The organism is Streptomyces sp. So13.3 (genome assembly GCF_005860785.2).
Taxonomy (GTDB): Bacteria; Actinomycetota; Actinomycetes; order Streptomycetales; family Streptomycetaceae; genus Actinacidiphila; species Actinacidiphila fildesensis.
The window spans coordinates 5,585,671-5,604,835 of sequence record NZ_CP048835.1 but is presented as its reverse complement, the minus strand read 5'-3'; the positions used below and the strand labels follow the sequence as shown (position 1 = coordinate 5,604,835).

Annotated in this window: 18 protein-coding genes and 1 pseudogene; 10 read left to right on the top strand and 9 right to left on the bottom strand. The window is 70.8% G+C overall.

Annotated elements, in window-relative coordinates:
• Positions 1-3 precede the first annotated feature (3 nt).
• From C8250_RS25310 to C8250_RS25275, 8 genes and pseudogenes are all read right to left on the bottom strand, one after another.
• Entirely contained in the window at positions 4-2,001 is a 1,998-nt protein-coding gene (locus C8250_RS25310; RefSeq protein WP_138352863.1) for an NADH-quinone oxidoreductase subunit L, read from the bottom strand.
• Positions 1,998-2,384, bottom strand: coding sequence for an NADH-quinone oxidoreductase subunit NuoK (nuoK, locus tag C8250_RS25305; RefSeq protein WP_138352862.1), 387 nt, complete (start codon positions 2,382-2,384; stop codon positions 1,998-2,000). The genes C8250_RS25310 and nuoK overlap by 4 nt, the downstream gene beginning before the upstream one ends.
• Entirely contained in the window at positions 2,384-2,947 is a 564-nt protein-coding gene (locus tag C8250_RS25300; RefSeq protein WP_138352861.1) for an NADH-quinone oxidoreductase subunit J, read from the bottom strand. The genes nuoK and C8250_RS25300 overlap by 1 nt, the downstream gene beginning before the upstream one ends.
• On the bottom strand, positions 2,944-3,510 hold the full coding sequence (locus tag C8250_RS25295) for a 4Fe-4S binding protein (RefSeq protein WP_138352860.1): 567 nt from the start codon (positions 3,508-3,510) through the stop codon (positions 2,944-2,946). The genes C8250_RS25300 and C8250_RS25295 overlap by 4 nt, the downstream gene beginning before the upstream one ends.
• Positions 3,511-3,617: 107 nt before the next feature.
• The gene (gene nuoH, locus C8250_RS25290; RefSeq protein WP_138352859.1) at positions 3,618-4,580 is read right to left on the bottom strand and encodes an NADH-quinone oxidoreductase subunit NuoH; all 963 of its coding nucleotides are present in this window, start codon (positions 4,578-4,580) and stop codon (positions 3,618-3,620) included.
• Positions 4,581-4,920: 340 nt separating this feature from the next.
• A pseudogene (locus tag C8250_RS25285) lies at positions 4,921-5,484 on the bottom strand (NADH-quinone oxidoreductase subunit C); the annotation flags it as partial.
• Positions 5,485-5,747: 263 nt separating this feature from the next.
• Positions 5,748-6,416 carry an NADH-quinone oxidoreductase subunit B gene (locus C8250_RS25280; protein ID WP_138359463.1) on the bottom strand — a complete coding sequence of 223 codons (669 nt, stop codon included), beginning with the start codon at positions 6,414-6,416 and terminating at the stop codon, positions 5,748-5,750.
• On the bottom strand, positions 6,407-6,775 hold the full coding sequence (locus C8250_RS25275; RefSeq protein ID WP_138359465.1) for an NADH-quinone oxidoreductase subunit A: 369 nt from the start codon (positions 6,773-6,775) through the stop codon (positions 6,407-6,409). Before C8250_RS25275 ends, C8250_RS25280 begins: the two co-directional genes overlap by 10 nt.
• Before the next feature lie 190 nt (positions 6,776-6,965).
• Between C8250_RS25275 and C8250_RS25270 the strand changes: the two genes are divergently transcribed.
• The 5 genes from C8250_RS25270 (at position 6,966) to C8250_RS25250 (ending at position 13,852) form a co-directional block, all read left to right on the top strand.
• On the top strand, positions 6,966-8,186 hold the full coding sequence (locus C8250_RS25270) for a sensor domain-containing protein (RefSeq protein ID WP_138359467.1): 1,221 nt from the start codon (positions 6,966-6,968) through the stop codon (positions 8,184-8,186).
• A 105-nt stretch (positions 8,187-8,291) separates the two neighbouring features.
• Complete coding sequence (locus C8250_RS25265) at positions 8,292-9,605, top strand: sensor histidine kinase (RefSeq protein WP_138359469.1); 1,314 nt, start codon at positions 8,292-8,294, stop codon at positions 9,603-9,605.
• Between the two features lie 231 nt (positions 9,606-9,836).
• Positions 9,837-10,496, top strand: coding sequence for a response regulator transcription factor (locus tag C8250_RS25260; protein WP_275946681.1), 660 nt, complete (start codon positions 9,837-9,839; stop codon positions 10,494-10,496).
• 325 nt (positions 10,497-10,821) lie between these two features.
• Positions 10,822-12,759 (top strand): 2-oxoacid:acceptor oxidoreductase subunit alpha, encoded by a 1,938-nt coding sequence (locus C8250_RS25255; protein WP_164296594.1) that lies wholly within the window; start codon positions 10,822-10,824, stop codon positions 12,757-12,759.
• Positions 12,752-13,852 (top strand): 2-oxoacid:ferredoxin oxidoreductase subunit beta, encoded by a 1,101-nt coding sequence (locus tag C8250_RS25250; RefSeq protein WP_187144979.1) that lies wholly within the window; start codon positions 12,752-12,754, stop codon positions 13,850-13,852. The genes C8250_RS25255 and C8250_RS25250 overlap by 8 nt, the downstream gene beginning before the upstream one ends.
• Before the next feature lie 200 nt (positions 13,853-14,052).
• Here C8250_RS25250 and C8250_RS25245 read toward each other — a convergent pair whose 3' ends face one another.
• A complete protein-coding gene (locus C8250_RS25245; RefSeq protein ID WP_138357539.1) occupies positions 14,053-14,469 on the bottom strand; it encodes a helix-turn-helix domain-containing protein in 417 nt (138 codons plus the stop codon).
• 117 nt (positions 14,470-14,586) lie between these two features.
• On the opposite strand from C8250_RS25245, the gene C8250_RS25240 reads away from it, so the two are divergent.
• From C8250_RS25240 to C8250_RS25220, 5 genes are all read left to right on the top strand, one after another.
• Complete coding sequence (locus tag C8250_RS25240; RefSeq protein WP_138357540.1) at positions 14,587-15,444, top strand: SDR family oxidoreductase; 858 nt, start codon at positions 14,587-14,589, stop codon at positions 15,442-15,444.
• 150 nt (positions 15,445-15,594) lie between these two features.
• Positions 15,595-16,542, top strand: coding sequence for an EamA family transporter RarD (gene rarD, locus C8250_RS25235; protein WP_232484681.1), 948 nt, complete (start codon positions 15,595-15,597; stop codon positions 16,540-16,542).
• 62 nt (positions 16,543-16,604) lie between these two features.
• Complete coding sequence (locus C8250_RS25230) at positions 16,605-17,366, top strand: class I SAM-dependent methyltransferase (RefSeq protein WP_138357541.1); 762 nt, start codon at positions 16,605-16,607, stop codon at positions 17,364-17,366.
• Between the two features lie 75 nt (positions 17,367-17,441).
• The gene (locus C8250_RS25225; protein ID WP_138357542.1) at positions 17,442-18,116 is read left to right on the top strand and encodes a hypothetical protein; all 675 of its coding nucleotides are present in this window, start codon (positions 17,442-17,444) and stop codon (positions 18,114-18,116) included.
• Between the two features lie 473 nt (positions 18,117-18,589).
• Positions 18,590-19,147 (top strand): NAD(P)H-dependent oxidoreductase, encoded by a 558-nt coding sequence (locus C8250_RS25220; RefSeq protein WP_138357543.1) that lies wholly within the window; start codon positions 18,590-18,592, stop codon positions 19,145-19,147.
• The last annotated feature ends 18 nt before the right edge of the window (positions 19,148-19,165 follow it).

Genomic DNA, 19,165 nt, shown 5'->3' with positions numbered 1-19,165 from the left:
GGCTCACGCTCCGACGGCGACGAGGACGGCGAGTACGACGGCACCGGCCAGCAGCGCGCTGAGATAGGTCTGGACATTTCCGGTCTGGGCGCGCCGGACGGCCGCGCCGAGCAGGCGCGGCGCCGCGCCCGCTCCCCGTACGTAGGTCTCGACGACCTCGCGGTCGAGGAAGCGGACGAGGTTCGCGGCGGCGAGCACCGGTCGGACGAAGAGCGCCGTGTAGACGGCGTCGAGGTGGAAGCCGCTCGCCGCGTGGCGGTGCAGGCGGCCGAGGAGCAGCCGGCCCGGGTCGGCCGGGTCGTCGGACGACGCGATGTCGCCGTAGACGGCGGTGTGCGCGGCGATGGCGGTCGCTTCCGCCTCGGCAGGCTCGGCGCCCGAGTCGGCGCCGATCGCGCCGAGCGGGGCGGCGGACCGGCGGGCGGCACCGGCCGTCCAGGCGCCGTAGGTGACGAGGACGCCGACGAGGGCGAGGCCGATGCCGAGGACGGAGGTGAGGAGGGTCGGGGTGAGCTCGGTGCCGTCGAACCACTTCGGGAGGTCGAAGACCGACGGGACGAGGGCGATCATGCCGAACGCGACGCTGGGGACGGCGAGCACCCACAGGACGGCGTTCATGATCGCGGGCTCACGGCCGTGGTCGGCGGCGCGCGGCCCGCTGCCCCGGAAGGCGAGCAGGAAGAGCCGGGTGGCATAGCCGGCGGTGAGCACGGCGGTGATCAGCCCGGCGGCCAGCACGGTCCAGCCGACCGCCGACGGCACGCCGTCGGTGTGGCCGCCGGAGGCGTGCTCGGCGGCGCGCAGCACCGATTCCTTGGAGAAGAAGCCGGAGAAGGGAGGCAGGGCGGCGAGCGCCGCCAGGGCGATGCCCATCGTCCACATGGCGTCCGGGGCGCGCTTGCCGAGGTCGCCCATACGGGACATCGCGGAGAGCGAGTTGGTGCCGGCCGCGTGGATGACCACGCCCGCTCCGAGGAAGAGCAGCGCCTTGAAGGCGCCGTGGGACAGGAGGTGGAAGACGGCGGCGCTGCGGTCGCCCACGGCGAGCGCGCCGGCCATGTAACCGAGCTGGCCGATCGTCGAATAGGCCAGTACCCGTTTGATGTCGTCCTGGGCGAGGGCCGCGAGACCCGAGCCGATCATGGTGACGGCGGCCATCACGGCGAGGACCACGAGCGCGGCCGCGCTGGCGGTGAAGACGGGCAGCAGCCGGGCGACGAGGTAGATGCCGGCCGCGACCATGGTCGCGGCGTGGATCAGCGCGGAGACCGGCGTCGGGCCGGCCATCGCGTCGGGCAGCCAGGTGTGCAGCGGGAATTGGGCGGACTTGCCCGCGACTCCGGCGAGCAGCAGCAGCGCGACGATCGTCGGGTGCTGGAGCTGGCCGTGGGTGGCGGCGGTGAGGATCCCGTTGATGCGGAAGGTGCCCGCGTCGGTGGCGAGCGCGAAGACGCCGATGATGAAGGGGACGTCGCCGAGCTTGGTGACGAGGAACGCCTTCATGGACGCCGCGCGGGCGACCTCGGTCTCCCAGTAGTGGCCGACCAGGAAGTACGAGCAGATGCCCATGATCTCCCAGCCGACCAGCAGCACCATCAGGTCGCCGGAGTAGACGACCAGGAACATGGCGGCGGTGAAGAGGGAGACCAGGGCGGCGTAGGAGGGGTAACGGGGATCGTCGCGCAGGTACGCCGTCGAGTAGAGCTGGACGCAGGTCGCCACGAGGCCGACGAGCACCGCGATCAGGACGGCGAAGCCGTCCAGGTGCAGGGCGAGGTCGATGGGGACCGAGCCGGTCGGGGTGAGCCGGGTCGCGGCGTCGGTGGGCGCGCCGCTGCCCTGCCGCACGGCGACGACCGCGGCCAGCACGAAGGCCGCCGCGGTCGGCAGTACGGCGAGCGGCCGGACGAATCCGGGGGCCCGCCTGCCCAGCAGCAGTCCGGCGGCCGCGCCGAGGAACGGGAGGATGGGGACCAGCGCGGCAAGGGTCGTGAGGGTCACGCGGTGGCCTCTGCCTTCTCGTCTGCCGCCGCGTCCGGCGTGCTGCCCGCGCCGGCCGGACCGGTTCCGGCGAGGCCGTTCTCGGCGAGGTCGGTGAGCCTGTCGACGTCGGAGCTGCCGCGGTTGCGGTAGACGAGCAGCACGATCGCCAGACCGATGCCGATCTCGGCGGCGGCGATGGTGATGGTGAAGAGCGTCAGCGCCTGGCCGGCGTGCAGGGTGTCGCGGAGCCAGACGTCGAACGCGACGAGGTTGAGGTTGACCGCGTTCAGCATCAGCTCGACGGACATCAGGACGAGGATCGCGTTGCGGCGGCCGAGGACGCCGTAGAGCCCGATGGAGAAGAGGAGGACCGCGAGCACGGCGGGATAGGCGAGGTGCATCAGCTCTCCTTGTCCTGGTCCTGGTTCTTGCGGGACAGCACGATGGCACCGACCAGGGCGGCGAGCAGCAGCACCGACAGCGCCTCGAACGGCAGCACCCAGTGCTGGAAGAGGGTCTGCCCGGTGACCTTGGTGGAGCCCTGGACCGAACCGTCCAGCTCGATCCACGTGGTGCGGAACGCGTCGACGACCACCCAGACCAGGGTGATCGCGGAGGCGGCCGCCACCGTGACCGCGACCCAGCGGTTGTCGGAGTCCGCGTCCGGGGAGCGGCCGATGGGCGCCCGGGTGAGCATCAGCCCGAACAGGATCAGGACCACGACGGAACCGACGTAGATCAGCACCTGCACCCAGGCGATGAACTCCGCCGTCAGCAGCAGGTACTCGACGGCGAGCCCGCCGAGCGCGACCACCAGCCACAGCGCGGCGTGCACCAGCTGCTTGGTGGTGACGGAGATCAGGGCGGCGCCGAGGGTGGCGATACCGACGAGGACGAAGGCGATCTCGACCCCGGTCGGGGACAGGAATCCGGAAGGGGCCGCGGCGGCGGCTGCGAGGCTCATGCGCCGCTCTCCGGTGGTGTCTGCCCGGCCTGTCCGGCCTGTCCGGCCTGTCCGGCCTGTCCGGCCGACTGGGCCTGCGCCGCCTGCTCCGCCTGCTGCGCGGCGATGAGCTTGTCCGCCGCCTTGCGGGCGGCGGCGATCTCCTTGGGCTCCTCGGCACCGGGGTCGAGCGCGGGCGGGGCCGGCACCGTCCACATCCAGTCGCGGAGCTTGTCGCGCTCATGGGTCAGTTCGAGGATGTCGGTCTCGGCGTACTCGAACTCCGGCGTCCAGAACAGCGCGTCGAAGGGGCACACCTCGATGCAGATCCCGCAGTACATGCAGAGCGAGAAGTCGATGGCGAAGCGGTCGAGCACATTGCGGCTGCGCTCCCGCCCGCCGGGCGCGGTGGCGGGCGTCGTCTCCTTGTGGGAGTCGATGTAGATGCACCAGTCGGGGCACTCGCGCGCGCACAGCATGCAGACCGTGCAGTTCTCCTCGAACAGCGCGATGACGCCGCGGCTGCGCGGCGGCAGATCGGGCTGCACGTCGGGGTACTGCGCGGTGACGGAACGGCGCGTCATCGCCTTGAGGGTGACGGCAAGGCCTTTGGCCAAGCCGTGGCCGGGAAATCGAGAGGAGCTCCCGGAGGGAGTCGTTGGAAGGGCGGGGGTGGGAGACGGGTGGGCCACTACGAGATCACCACCTTGACGACGCCGGTGAGCGCGATCTGCGCCAGGGCGAGCGGAATGAGGACGGTCCAGGCGAGCTTCTGCAGCTGGTCCTCACGCAGCCGCGGATACGTGACCCGGAGCCAGATGACGACGAAGGCGAGCACCGCGGTCTTGAGCAGCGTCCACACCCAGCCGACGCTGTCGGCCCACGGGCCGTGCCAACCGCCGAGGAAGAGAACGGTGGTCAGCCCGCACAGCACGACGATGCCCGCGTACTCCGCGAGCAGGAACAGCGCGAAGCGCAGACCCGTGTACTCGGTGTACGCACCGAAGATGATCTCCGAGTCGGCGACCGGCATGTCGAACGGCGGGCGCTGCAGTTCGGCCAGGCCCGCGATGAAGAAGACGAGGGCGCCGACGATCTGCCACGGCGTCCACCACCACTGGTACGCGTCGACGATCCCGGGGAGCGAGAGTGTGCCCGCCGCCATCGCGACGGAGGCCGCCGCCAGCAGCATCGGCAGTTCGTAGGCCATCAGCTGCGCGGCCGTACGCAACCCGCCGAGCAGCGAGAACTTGTTGGCCGACGCCCAGCCGGCCATCAGCGACCCCAGGACCCCGACGCCCATCACCGCGAGCACGAAGAACAGCCCCGCGTCGATGGCCTGTCCCACGAAACCGTTCGGGCCGACCGGAATGGCGATGAGCACCAGGAGATAGGGGAGCAGCGCGACGGCCGGCGCCAGCTGGAAGATCCGCCGGTCGGCCTCGGCCGGGACGATGTCCTCCTTCTGCGCGAACTTCACCCCGTCGGCGACCAACTGGGCCCACCCGTGGAAGCCGCCCGCGTACATCGGGCCGAGCCGGCCCTGCATATGGGCCATCACCTTGTGCTCGGCCTGGCCGACGAGGAGCGGGAACGTGAGGAAGACGACGAGAACGGCGACGAGCCGCAGCGCGACATCGAGGATGTCGTTCACGGGGTCGGTCCTCCCTCGGTGTCGGGGGTCTCCGGCGGGGTGGCCGGGGCGGGTTGAGCAGGTTCAGCGGGCGGTGCGGGTTCGGCAGGCGGAGCGGTCTCCGTAGCCGGAGCCGGTTTCCCGACAGGCGCGGGTTTCTCGGTCGGCGGTGCCACCGGTGCGGGTTTCTCCGCCGGGGCCTGCTGCCACGGGGCGTCGGGCTGGTCGCTCGCCGGGCGGGGCCGTCGGGCCGCCGCTCGGCGGCGGCACCCGCACCGGCAGCAGCCGCACCGCGCGCGGCACCGGCCGCGCCCGCCGCCCGCGGGGGTGCGGGCGGGGCGGGGCCGAGGCCGTGGCTGGCCCTGAGCGGGCCCCATTCGTTCGGGTCGGGGACGCCCGGCGGGAGCATCGTCCGGCGCTTGGGCCCGCCGTGCTCCGATTCGCCCGGCTCCTTGGCGCCCGGCCATGCCTTGGCGACGCGGGCCGCGAGGACGAAGTCCTTGCGCAGCGGATGGCCCTCGAACTCGTCGGGGAGCAGCAGCGGCACCAGGTGCGGGTGGCCGGTGAAGTCGATGCCGAACATCTCGTGGGTCTCGCGCTCGTGCCAGCCGGCGCCCGCGAAGACGTCGATAGCAGTCGGCAGCACGGCCGCCGAGTGCGGGACGGTGGTGCGGACGAGCAGCCGCCGCACCATGCGGCCGTCGGCCGCGGCACCGGGCAGCGACACGAGGTGCGCGCAGACCCGGAAGCCCGCGGCGGCCTCGTCGACGGCGCTCAGCCAGTCGAAGTAGGTGCAGCCGAGCTTGTCCCTGGCGATCTCCAGCGCGGCGATCCACGAGCCGACCGGAACGTCCACGGTCAGCAGACCGAACGCCTCCACGGCCGTGGCCTCGGCCCCGAAGATCCCGGCCGCGGCACCGGGCAGCCACCCGACGGCCGGCTCGGCGGGAACCGGCGCGACGGCCGGCGGTTCGGCCGCGGCCGGCTCGACGGCGGCCGGAGCAGCGTCTGAACTCGCGCCGGGTTCAGCGCTCGGCGCCGTGCCCGGCTCGACACCCGGCGACGGCGGCCGTTCAGCACCGGTTTCAGCGTCAGGAGTCGTGCCCGGCTCCGACGCCGCCTCGGCGTCCCGCTCTGCCGCCGGCACGGCGCCCGGCTCTGCCTCCGGCGCACCCGGTTCCGAGGTCGTCATCGCTGGTCCTCCCCCGGCGTCGGCGGTGCGGCGATCAGCTTGCTGCTCAGGGCCGCCACGGACGGGCGGGCCACCGGGCCGTCGGCGTACCGGTCGGCGAGGGACTCGCGGGCGATCTTCTCCTGGAGCTTGAGGATCCCCTGGAGCAGCGCCTCGGGCCGCGGCGGGCAGCCGGGCACGTAGATGTCGACGGGGATGATCTGGTCGACGCCCTTGGTGACGGAGTAGGAGTCCCAGTACGGGCCGCCGCAGTTGGAGCAGGCGCCGAAGGAGATGACGTACTTCGGCTCGGGCATCTGCTCGTAGAGCCGCCGCACGGCCGGCGCCATCTTGTCCGTGACGGTGCCGGAGACGATCATCAGGTCGGCCTGCCGGGGGCCGGGGGCGAACGGGATGACGCCGAGCCGGATGAAGTCGTGCCGGGCCATCGACGCCGCGATGAACTCGATCGCACAGCAGGCGAGTCCGAAGTTGAAGACCCACAGGCTGTAGCGGCGGCCCCAGTTCAGGATCACCTTCATCGGTTCCGGCGCGAGCCGGGCGAGCGTGCCCAGCCGGCGCGGTTCCGGCAGGTACTGGACCTCGCTCCCGTCCGGACCGGAAGCACCGGAGGCACCGGAGGCACCGGGACCGGACGTCGCGGGAGTCACGGGGGTCACGTCCATTCGAGGACGCCCTTCTTCCAGGCGTAGAGCAGGCCGACGGCCAGGAAGCCGATGAAGACGAACATCTCCACCAGCGTGGTCGCGCCGAATCCGGGTGCGGCGAAGACCGTCGCCCAGGGGAACAGGAAGATCGTGTCCACCGCGAAGATGACGTAGAGGAAGGAGTACACGTAGTAGCGGATCTGGGTGTGCGCCCAGCCCTCGCCGACGGGGTCGACCCCGCACTCGTACGTGAGCATCTTTTCCTGTGTCGGCACGACCGGCCGCAAAAGCCGCCCGGCGCCGAAGGCCACGGCCACGAAGAGCACCCCGACCACCGCGACCAGACCGACGACCGAGTAGCCGTGGAAGTAGTCCACGTCCGTCCGCCCCTCGTTCCCTCGTTGTCCAGCGATCCCAGTGGATCTTTAGACGATCTATACGGAGGGAGTCTAGGCCCTGACTTGAGCGCGGGAAGCGGCCGTGCAGGCGTCAGGGGGGTTAACCCCACCTTGTCCCGCCCTATGAACCCCATGGCGCTCCGGCCGCCCCTACCGGCAGGCTGGGAGCATGAGCCCGAGTCCTGCTGTCCCGACCTCCGCCGAACCCGCCCCGCTGCCGCCACCGCGGCTCGCGTACGGCGCGGTGACCTGGAAGGAAGTCGGGTATCTGCTGCTGAACCTGCCGATCGTGATCATCGGCTTCGTCTTCGTCGTGACGATGCTGGCGATCGGTATCGGGCTGTCGGTCACGGTGATCGGACTGCCCCTGCTCGCGGGCGGGCTCGTCGGCTGCCGGCTGCTCGGCAAACTCGAGCGGGCGCGCGCCCGGGAGCTGCTGGGTGTGGTGATCGACGATCCCCGGCCGATGCGGCCGAGCACCTTCGGCTTCCTGCCGTGGCTGTGGGCGACGCTCAAGGACCCGGTCGCCTGGCGGCACGCGCTGTACTTCGCCATCCGGCTGCCCTGGGGCATCCTCACCTTCACCGTCACCTTCGCCTCGCTCTTCGTCGCCTGGCCCGCGCTCGGCTTCATCGCGCGCGGGCTGACCACCGTGGACCGGGTGATGGTGCGGGGGCTGCTGCAGCCGTCGGACGAGCTGGAGCGGCGGATCGCCGAGCTGGAGTCGGACCGGGGGGTGGTCGTGGACCATGCGGCGGCCGATCTGCGGCGGATCGAGCGCGATCTGCACGACGGGGCGCAAGCCCGGCTCGTCGCGCTGGCGATGGACCTCGGGCTGGCCAAGGAGAAGCTGCTGGAGGACCCGGAGGCGGCGGCCAAGATGGTGGGCGAGGCGCACGGCGAGGTGAAGATCGCCCTTCAGGAGCTGCGTGATCTGGCCCGCGGCATCCATCCGGCGATCCTCACCGACCGCGGTCTGAACGCCGCGCTGTCGTCGGTCGCCGCGCGCTGCACGGTGCCGGTCCAGGTCGGTGTCGACCTGGACGCCCGGCCCGCGGCGGCGATCGAGGGCATCGCGTACTTCACCGTGTCCGAGCTGCTGCAGAACATCAGCAAGCACAGCGGCGCGCGCACCGCCAGTGTCGACCTGTGGCGTTCGCAGGAGCGGCTGATGATCCAGGTCAGGGACGACGGGAACGGCGGCGCCGGCACCACCGGCGGTACGGGCCTTGCCGGGCTGACCGAGCGGCTCGACTCCGTCGACGGCCTGCTCGTCGTGGACTCCCCCGTCGGCGGCCCGACGACCATCACCGCCGAACTCCCCTGGCGCGACCGCGAGCAGACACCGCCCCGGAGCGGGTCCGCACGCCAGGGCCACCTCGCGGGGTAGGGATATCCCCCTCCCGAACACGCCGATCCGCACCATGGGCGGGGAGGCGCCGTTCGACCAGGCTGTATGTCATAAGGGAGCAGAAACCAGAGGACGGACGGAACCATGGCCTACGATTTTTCGCCGGCACCGCGCGAGCACCGCGTCCCAGCGGTGCTTCGCGCGCCGTTCGAGGCGAGGACCTGGCGTGAGTTGGCATACCTGCTGCTGAACCTGCCCATGGGCATCTTCAGCTTCGTCTACGTCGTGACGATGCTCTCGGTCGGTGCGGGCCTCCTCATCACCTTCCTCGGCCTGCCGGTCCTGGCCGCGGGCCTCGCGGGCTGCCGGGGCATCGGCATCATCGAGCGGGCCCGGGCGCGCGCGCTGCTGCGTCACGACGTGCCGGAGCCGGGCCCGGTCCGCGCCGCCAAGGGCGGCTTCATGGGGTGGCTGGGCGCCCAGCTCAAGAGCGGCGTCTCCTGGCGGCACGCCCTCTACTGCTTCCTGCACTTCCCGTGGGCGGTCTTCAGCTTCTGCGTGTCGATCTCGTTCTTCTTCTACGGCTGGGGCTTCCTGACCTACCCGCTGTGGCGGTGGATCTTCCCCGTCTACCTCGGCCAGGCGGGGCTGCAGTTGGACGGCGACGACAACGGTGGCGGCTGGTACCTGCACACCGCCGGCGACATGGTGCTCACCTCCAGCGTGGGCCTGGTCCTCGTCATCGCCGCCCCGTGGATGTTCCGCGGCATGGCGCACGTCGACCGGCTGATGGTGTCGGGGCTGCTCGGCCCGTCGAAGCTGGCCACCCGGGTCACCGAGCTGGAGTCCGACCGAGGAGTCGTCGTGGACCACGCGGCGGCCGACCTGCGGCGCATCGAGCGCGATCTGCACGACGGCGCGCAAGCCCGGCTCGTCGCACTGGCGATGGACCTCGGCCTGGCCAAGGAGAAGCTGCTGGAGGACCCGCAGGCCGCGGCCGTCATGGTCGGCGAGGCACACGGCGAGGTGAAGATCGCCCTCCAGGAGCTGCGCGACCTGGCCCGCGGCATCCACCCCGCGATCCTCACCGACCGCGGTCTCGGCCCGGCCCTGTCGGCGGTCGCCACGCGCTGCACGGTGCCGGTGAGCGTGACCGTGGACCTGCCGGCCCGCCCGGTGCCCGCGATCGAGGGCATCGCGTACTTCACGGTCTCCGAGCTGCTGCAGAACATCAGCAAGCACAGCGGGGCCTCGAAGGCCCAGGTCGACATCTGGCGGTCGGCGGACCGGATGATGCTGTACGTCTCCGACAACGGCGTCGGCGGTGCCGACACCGCGGCCGGTTCGGGGCTGGCGGGGCTGATGGAGCGGCTCGACGCCGTCGACGGTGTGCTGGCCGTCGACTCCCCGCCCGGCGGCCCGACGCGCATCACCGCCGAGCTCCCCTGGCGGGTGTGACACCCGCCGGGACCCCCGGCAGCGGCCGGGCCACCCCTGGGACTCCCCGGATTCCCCGCGGCCTCCGCCCGCTGAATCCGCCCCCACCCCACGCCCCTCATCGCCGGCCGGACCCGGAAATCCGGGACCGTCCGGCGATTAGGGGCGGCAGGCTCCCCATCCCGGGTCCCGATACTGGAATGCTGGGGTGGTCACATCGAATGTGGGGGGCTGGAACACGTGGGAGACAGGGTGCGGGTCGTCATCGCCGAGGATTCGGTACTGCTTCGGGAGGGCCTGACCCGGCTGCTGACCGACCGGGGTCACGATGTCGTCGCGGGAGTGGGCGACGCCGTGGCGCTGATCAAGGTCATCGGAGAGATGGCGGACGAGGGCAATCTCCCCGATGTGGTGGTGGCGGACGTCAGGATGCCGCCCACCCATACGGACGAAGGTGTGCGGGCCGCCGTTCAGCTGCGCCGGGAGCATCCCGGGGTGGGTGTGCTGGTGCTGTCGCAGTACGTCGAGGAGCAGTACGCGACGGAGCTGCTGGCCGGCAGCAGCCGCGGCGTCGGCTATCTGCTCAAGGACCGGGTGGCGGAGGTCCGTGAATTCGTGGACGCCGTGGTCCGGGTGGCCCAGGGCGGTACCGCGCTGGACCCCGAGGTCGTGGCGCAGCTGCTGGGCCGGAGCCGGAAGCAGGACGTTCTGGCGGGGCTCACTCCGCGCGAGCGCGAGGTGCTGGGCCTGATGGCCGAGGGCCGGACCAACTCCGCGGTGGCCGCTCAGCTGGTGGTGAGCGACGGCGCGGTGGAGAAGCACGTGAGCAATATCTTCCTGAAACTGGGGCTGGCACCGAGTGGCGGGGATCACCGCCGGGTGCTGGCCGTACTCACCTATCTCAATTCATGATCATCTGACAAAGTGTCAGATGCTGGCATGGTGCGCCCCGCATTCGGCGCGGCGCACCACACACCGGTACGGAGCAGCACGCACCGGCATTGAGTCCCGCTCATGCGCGCGGTCGTAGAACTGAAGCAGCACGCGACAGCGTCTTACGAGTGAGGGCTTCGGGGGGCGATGGAACCGTGGCACAACGCGGCACACAGGAAGCTCAGCGCGACGTTCCGGATGCGGTCAAACCCCAGGAAGGTGACCCTTACCCCCGTACCATGTGGGTGGGATCAACGGTCATGACCGTGTCCGTGAGCCGCCGCCTCGAAGGAGGTCCGATTCAGTGACCAGCCAGGTCAGCAGCCCAGCCGTAGGACAGCCGCTGCTCGGTGAACAGCGCAAACCGGCCAAGGAGGTCCAGCGGCTGGACCGGGTGATCATCCGGTTCGCCGGGGACTCGGGTGACGGAATGCAGCTCACGGGTGACCGGTTCACCTCGGAAACGGCGTCGTTCGGGAACGACCTTTCCACGCTGCCGAACTTCCCCGCCGAGATCCGGGCACCCGCGGGAACCCTGCCGGGCGTGTCCAGTTTCCAGCTCCACTTCGCCGATCACGACATCCTCACGCCCGGCGACGCGCCCAACGTGCTCGTCGCGATGAACCCGGCCGCGCTGAAGGCGAACATCGCCGATCTGCCGCGCGGCGCGGAGATCATCGTCAACACGGACGAGTTCACCAAGCGGGCGATGGCGAAGGTCGGTTACGCGGCCAGCCCGCTGGAGGACGGCTCGCTGGAGGCGTACGCGATCCACCCGGTGCCGCTGACGAGCCTGACCGTGGAGGCCCTGAAGGACTCGGGGCTGGCGCGCAAGGACGCGGAGCGCGCGAAGAACATGTTCGCGCTGGGCCTGCTGTCGTGGATGTACCACCGGCCGACCGAGGGAACCGAGAAGTTCCTGCGGAAGAAGTTCGCGACGAAGCCCGACATCGCCGAGGCGAACGTCGCGGCGTTCCGGGCCGGCTGGAACTTCGGGGAGACCACCGAGGACTTCGCGGTCTCCTACGAGATCGCCCCGGCCTCCGCCGCCTTCCCGGCCGGCACCTACCGCAACATCTCGGGGAACCTGGCGCTGTCGTACGGCCTGGTCGCCGCGAGCAAGCAGGCCGACCTGCCGCTGTACCTGGGCTCGTACCCGATCACCCCGGCCTCCGACATCCTGCACGAGCTGTCGAAGCACAAGAACTTCGGTGTGCGGACGTTCCAGGCCGAGGACGAGATCGCGGCCATCGGCGCCGCGCTGGGCGCCGCGTTCGGCGGGGCGCTGGCCGTCACCACCACCTCGGGGCCCGGTGTGGCGCTGAAGTCGGAGACCATCGGGCTGGCGGTGTCGCTGGAACTGCCGCTGCTGGTGGTGGCGATCCAGCGCGGCGGCCCGTCCACCGGGCTGCCGACCAAGACCGAGCAGGCCGACCTGCTGCAGGCGATGTACGGGCGCAACGGCGAGGCGCCGGTGCCGATCGTGGCCCCGGCCACCGCCGCCGACTGCTTCGACGCCGCCATCGAGGCGGCCCGGATCGCGCTCACCTACCGCACCCCGGTGTTCCTGCTCTCCGACGGCTACCTGGCCAACGGCAGCGAGCCGTGGCGGATCCCCGACATCGACGAACTGCCGGACCTGCGGGTGCAGTTCGCCACCGGCCCGAACCACACGCTGGACAACGGCGACGAGGCGTTCTGGCCGTACAAGCGCGACCCGCAGACGCTGGCCCGCCCCTGGGCGGTACCCGGCACCCCCGGTCTCGAACACCGGATCGGCGGTATCGAGAAGCAGGACGGCACGGGCAACATCTCCTACGACCCGGCCAACCACGACTTCATGGTCCGCACCCGCCAGGCGAAGATCGACGGCATCGACGTACCGGACCTGGAGGTCGACGACCCGAGCGTCGTCGACGGACAGCCGCACGCCCGCACCCTGGTGATCGGCTGGGGCTCGACGTACGGTCCGATCACCGCCGCGGTACGGCGGATCCGGGCCGGCGGCGGCCAGGTCGCGCAGGCCCATCTGCGCCACCTCAACCCGTTCCCGAGGAATCTCGGAGAGGTTCTGAAGCGTTACGACAAGGTGGTGGTCCCCGAGATGAACCTCGGCCAGCTCGCCCACCTGCTGCGGGCGAAGTACCTGGTGGACGCCCGCTCGTACAACCAGGTCACCGGCCTCCCGTTCAAGGCCGAACAGCTCGCTCACGCCATCATGGAGGAGGGCGCAGATGTCTGAGGCAACCATCGCCGACCACCCCACGCCGGGGTTTGCGGCCCTGTCGTTGGTCCCCAAGTCCGACACCAAGCAGTCGATGAAGGACTTCAAGACGGACCAGGAGGTGCGCTGGTGCCCCGGCTGCGGTGATTACGCGGTCCTGGCCGCCGTCCAGTCCTTCATGCCCGAGCTGGGACTCGCCCGCGAGAACGTCGTCTTCGTCTCCGGCATCGGCTGCTCGTCGCGCTTCCCGTACTACATGAACACCTACGGGATGCACTCCATCCACGGCCGCGCCCCGGCCATCGCCACCGGACTCGCCTCCTCCCGGCGGGACTTGAGCGTCTGGGTGGTCACCGGCGACGGGGACGCGCTGTCCATCGGGGGCAACCACCTCATCCACGCGCTGCGCCGTAACGTCAACCTCAAGATCCTGCTGTTCAACAACCGGATCTACGGCCTGACGAAGGGTCAGTACTCGCCCACCTCCGAGGTCGGCAAGATCACCAAGTCGACCCCGATGGGCTCGCTGGACGCGCCGTTCAACCCGGTCTCGCTCGCCATCGGCGCCGAGGCCAGCTTCGTGGCGCGCACCATCGACTCCGACCGCAAGCACCTGCAGTCGGTGCTGCGCGAGGCCGCCGCCCACCCGGGCACCGCGCTGGTGGAGATCTACCAGAACTGCAACATCTTCAACGACGGCGCCTTCGACGCGCTCAAGGACCAGCAGACGGCGCAGGACGCCCTGATCCGGCTGGAGCACGGGCAGCCGATCCGGTTCGGCGCGCCGGCCGAGGACGGTCTGGGCTCCAAGGGCGTCGTCAGGGACCTGGCCACCGGCGAACTCAAGGTGATCGACGTGACCGTGGAAGGGACGGCAGGGGTGCTCGTCCACGACTCCCACGCCGCGTCGCCCACCACCGCCTTCGCCCTGTCCCGCCTCGCCGACCCGGACACGCTGCACCACACCCCCATCGGGGTGCTGCGCAGCGTCGAACGGCCGGTCTACGACGCCGACATGTCCGACCAGCTGGAACGCGCCGTCGAGGAGAAGGGCAAGGGCGACCTCGCCGCACTGCTCGCCGGCCAGGACACCTGGACGGTCGTCGGCTGACGACCGGCACACCACCGCACAGCGGCACATCGCCACACCGGCACATCGACGGAGCGGTCCACGCGGATGCCCGCCCGGGGGAGTTCGACAACTCCCCCGGCGGGCATCGCCGTTCAGCGGTCCGGTGCGTTCAGCGATCCGGTGCGTTCAGGGGTCGTTCGCGGTCCGGTTCGTCGGCGTCCTTTCGCGGTCCGGTCCGTTCAGCGCGCGGCGTCGTACGTCGCGCGCGCCTCGAACACGTCCGGCAGTGAGCCGCCGATCCAGCAGGCGAGCTCCCAGACGCGCCGCGCGGCGCCCTCACCGAGCGGGGTGAGGGAGTACTCGACGCGCGGCGGGATCACGGGGTACGCCTCGCGGTGCACGAAGCCGTCACGCTCCAGCGCCTGGAGCGTCTGGGCGAGCATCTTCTCGCTCACCCCGCCGACCTGCCGGCGCAGGGCGCTGAACCGGTGCGTCCCGTCGATCAGCGCGGCGAGGACGAGCACGCCCCAGCGGCTGGTGACGTGCTCCAGGACCACCCGCGAGGGGCAGTCCGCCGAGAAGACGTCGGGAACGTCCCGTGGGGGCCCACTGGCGACCAGCTGCTCCAGTGCACTGGGCTCGATACTTACGCTCATACCAGTACCTTACCTCAAAGTGGGTACTTTCGATTGGTTAGTGCAGGTCCTAGGGTGAGTGCATCAGCCGGTCCGGCGCAGTCACCGGCCACGTCGTTACTACAGGGAGCACTCACCATGAGCATCGTTGTCACCGGAGCCACCGGACAGCTCGGCCGCCTCGTCATCGACGAGCTGCTGGAGCGCGTGCCCGCCGACCGCATCGCCGCCGTGGTGCGCGACGCGGACAAGGCCGCCGACCTCGCCGCCCGCGGCGTGGAGCTGCGGATCGCCGACTACAGCAGCCCGGAGACGCTCAAGGCCGCCCTCCACCCCGGTGACACGGTGCTGCTGATCTCCAGCAACGATCTGCACGGCCGGGTGGCGCAGCACACCGCGGTGATCGATGCCGCCAAGGAGGCCGGGGTGGCCCGGCTCGCCTACACCGGCATACTCGGCGGGCCCGAGGCGGACTTCCTGCTCGCCTCCGCCCACCGTGAGACGGAGCAGCTGATCCTCGCGTCCGGGCTGCCGTACACGTTCCTGCGCAACGGTTGGTACACCGAGAACTACACGAGCCGGCTCGCCACGGTGCTGGAGCACGGCGCCGTCGTCGGCAGCGCCCGCGAGGGCCGGGTCGCCAGCGCGGCCCGCCAGGACTACGCCGCCGCGGCCGCTGTCGTGCTGGCCGGGGACGGCCACGAGAACACCGCCTACGAGCTGAGCGGCGACACCGCCTGGACGCTGGGCGAGTACGCCGCCGAAGTGGCGAAGCACTCCGGCAAGGAGGTCGTCTACACCGACCTGCCCACCGAGGACTTCCGCGCGCTGCTGACCGGCACGGGCATGCCCGCGGACTTCGCCGAGATCTTCGCCGACGTGGACGACGCGATCGCGCGCGGCCGGCTCGCCATCGCCACCGGCGACCTGGCCCGGCTGATCGGCCGCCCGACCACCCCGTTCACGGTGACGCTCGCCGAGGCACTGAAGGTCTGACCCGCCCGCCGGCCCTACCGCTCCGACCTGCGGATCCTGGTCCGGCATCCGTTAAGCCCCACCTGTCATGACCGTTAAGCAAGACGGCCATGACAGGTGGGGCTCGACGGCGCTACCTTCGAGCATTGGCATCTGCCCGAGGAGCATCCGTTGTCGCCACCAGTGAACGAGCACCGCGCGGGCCTTGCGTACGGATTCGGCGCCTACGGGCTCTGGGGCACCTTCCCGCTCTTCTGGCCGCTCCTCAAGCCCGCCGGAGCGCTGGAGATCCTCGCCCACCGGATGGTCTGGTCGCTCGCCGTCGTCGCGGTGATCCTGCTGGTCATGCGCCGCTGGGCCTGGATACCCGAGCTGCTGCGGCAGCCCAAACGGCTCGGCCTGCTCGCGGTCGCCGCCACCGTGGTCTCCGTCAACTGGGGCCTGTACATCTGGGGCGTCAACTCCGGCCATGTCGTCGAGACCTCGCTCGGCTACTTCATCAATCCGCTGGTCACCATCGCCATCGGCGTCCTGGTGCTGCGCGAACGGCTGCGGCCGCTGCAGTGGACCGCGGTCGGCATCGGCGTCGCCGCCGTCCTCGTCCTGGCCATCGGGTACGGGCGGCTGCCGTGGATCGCCCTCACCCTCGCCTTCTCGTTCGCCACCTACGGCTTCATCAAGAAGAAGGTCGGCATGGGCGGGCTGGAGTCGCTGGCCGCCGAGACCTCCGTGCAGTTCCTGCCCGCGCTCGGCTATCTGATCTTCCTCGGCGCCCAGGGCAACGCCACTTTCACCGGCGAGGGCCCCGGCCACGCCGCTCTTCTCATGGCCTGCGGCCTCGTCACCGCCGGCCCCCTCATCGCCTTCGGCGCCGCCGCCATCCGCCTCCCGCTCAGCACCATCGGGCTGCTGCAGTACCTCGCTCCGGTCTTCCAGTTCCTCCTCGGGCTGGTCTACTTCCACGAGGCCATGCCCCCCGAGCGCTGGGCCGGGTTCGCCCTCGTCTGGGGTGCCCTCGCCCTCCTCACCTGGGACGCCCTACACAACGCCCACCGCACCCGCACCGCGGCCCGCGACGCCGCGACGGCGATGGCCGCGAAGGCAACAGCCCCGGCGTAAGCCGCCCTGCGCCCCCGGAAATCCGCTGGCCCGGGCCGGGACGCGATGCCAGGGTTGGGGGCATGATGCGCAGCTTCGAGGAACTGGTGGCCGAGGCCGAGACCGTGTCCGTCGACGGCTGGGACTTCTCCTGGCTCGACGGGCGGGCGAGCGAGGAACGGCCCTCCTGGGGCTACGCGCGGGCCATGGGCGAGCGGATGGCACGGTCCACCGCGGCGCTGGACATCCAGACCGGGGGCGGAGAAGTGCTCGCCGGGGTGCCGCGGCTTCCGGCGCTGACCGTCGCCACGGAGTCCTGGCCGCCGAACGTCGCCAAGGCCACCGCGCTGCTGCATCCGCTCGGGGCGGTCGTCGTCGCCGACGAGGACGAGCCGCCGCTGCCGTTCGGCGACGCGGCGTTCGACCTGGTGGTGAGCCGCCATCCGGTGACCACGTGGTGGACCGAGATCGCGCGGGTACTGCGGCCCGGCGGAACGTACTTCTCGCAGCAGGTCGGCCCCGCGAGCGTGTTCGAGCTCGTCGAGTACTTCCTGGGCCCGCTGCCCGCCGAGGTAAAGCGCGGGCGGCATCCGGACGACGCCCGGACCGCGGCCGAGGCCGCCGGGCTGGAGGTCCTCGATCTGCGGATGGAGACGCTGCGCACCGAGTTCCACGACATCGGCGCGGTGATCTACTTCCTCCGGAAGGTCATCTGGATGGTCCCGGGCTTCACCGTCGAGCAGTACCGGACCGAGCTGAAGGCCCTGGACGAGCAGATCCGGACGGACGGTTCATTCGTCGCTCATACCACTCGTTTCCTCATCGAAGCACGCAAAAGCTCCTGACGCCGACGCCTCCACGCCTGGGGGCAGTTCGGCGAGGGAGACCCGCTCTACGCGCGGTTGCTGCGCTACCCGCTCATGACGGACTCGCTGGAGACGTACGCGCACCTCGCCCGCGGCGGCTACCGCCATGAGCCGATGCAGCAACTGCTCCGGCACGTCACCGGATTGCGGTCGGTGCGCAACGTGGAGCACCATCCCAACCGCGCCCTCGCCGTCGCCAACGCGGTGCGCGTCGCCGGCCTCGAAGGCACCGGACGGGCGGGCGACCGGGAGGAGTTGATCCGCGCCACCTGGCTCGGGAACACTCCGGAACCCTGGCTCATCGACTGGATGACCGGCTACAGCATGACGCACACGGTCTTCCATGCGACCGACCGGGGCCGCCGGCCGGAGGACCTCCCGGACGACATCGGCGACTATCTCGCCGCGTGGCTCCCGGCCTGGATCGACATCTGGGCCGAGGTCGGCGAGTGGGACCTGATGGGCGAGCTGATGATCGTCGGCAGCTGTCCGAAGGAGCCGTACCTCGATCCGGGGACCTGGGAGCTGATGGCCGGCATCCAGCACGAGGACGGCCTGGCGCCACGCGACACGTCCGCCGTCTCCGACGACCCCGACGACGGGTTCGCGGACCAGCAGCACACGGCGGTCGTCGCCGCGATCGCCGGCACCCTGGCACCCTCCCGCACCCTCGACGGCGGTTCCGGCGGCGGTTCTCCCGAGGCCGACGGCGCTCCGGCCCGGCCGTGACGCGATGGCGATACACCGCTCCCGCCATGAACAGCACATTCATCCAGCGCGCGTACGACGCGCTGCGCTCGCTGGCGGCCCGGCGAACCCGCTGACGCTTCCCACCGGATTCCGGCACCTTCGGCGTGCTGAGCCAGTCGAGTGGCCATCAACCGGATACCGTCGTCAGCGACATGGCGATTGGTTACAAATGTCTGGTACATCCCACTAGCATGTGAAGGAATGGATGCGCCTCCCGGGCGATTGATCACTACCTGTCCAGTCCGCCGACTCCGGGTCGCCACGAAGACCACCGCAACTCAGCGGCAGGGTCACGTTCAGCGGCCCGCAGATGACAGCATCTGCGGGCCGCAGCCCAACGCCTCACCCCTTCCCGCCTCGTTCCGCCTCCGCGCCGACCCATCCCGACCGGCCTCGACGCGCTACGACCGAACGGCCTTGACGAGAATTACATGCGCGTGCAATAAATGCGTATGCACACTCAGCGGACGTTCCTCTTCCTTCTCGGCAGCCCTCGCGCGGACGGCAACACCGAGCTCCTGGCGCGGCACGCCGCAGAGCAACTGCCCCCCGGCGCCGAGCAGCAGTGGCTGCGGCTGACGGATCTGCCGCTGTCGGACTTCGAGGATCTGCGCCACGAGGGCGACGGCCGCTACCCCGCGCCCACCGGCCACGGCAAGGTCCTGCTGGACGCCACCCTCGGCGCGACCGACCTCGTGATCGCCTCGCCGCTCTACTGGTACAGCGTCTCGACCGCCACCAAGCGCTACCTCGACCACTGGTCGGGCTGGATGCGCGTACCGGGCGTGGACTTCAAGCCCCGGATGGCCGGACGGAAGCTCTGGGGCATCACGGCCCTGGCGGGGCAGGACCCCGCCGACGCCGACGCCCTCGCGGGCACGCTGGAGAAGACGGCGAACTACCTGAGGATGGAGTGGGGCGGCGTGCTGACGGGCAACGGCAGCGAGCCCGGCGACGTACTGAAGGACACCGCGGCGCTCGGCCGGGCGAAGGAGTTCTTCGCGGAATGACGGTGCTTCGGCGGGAAG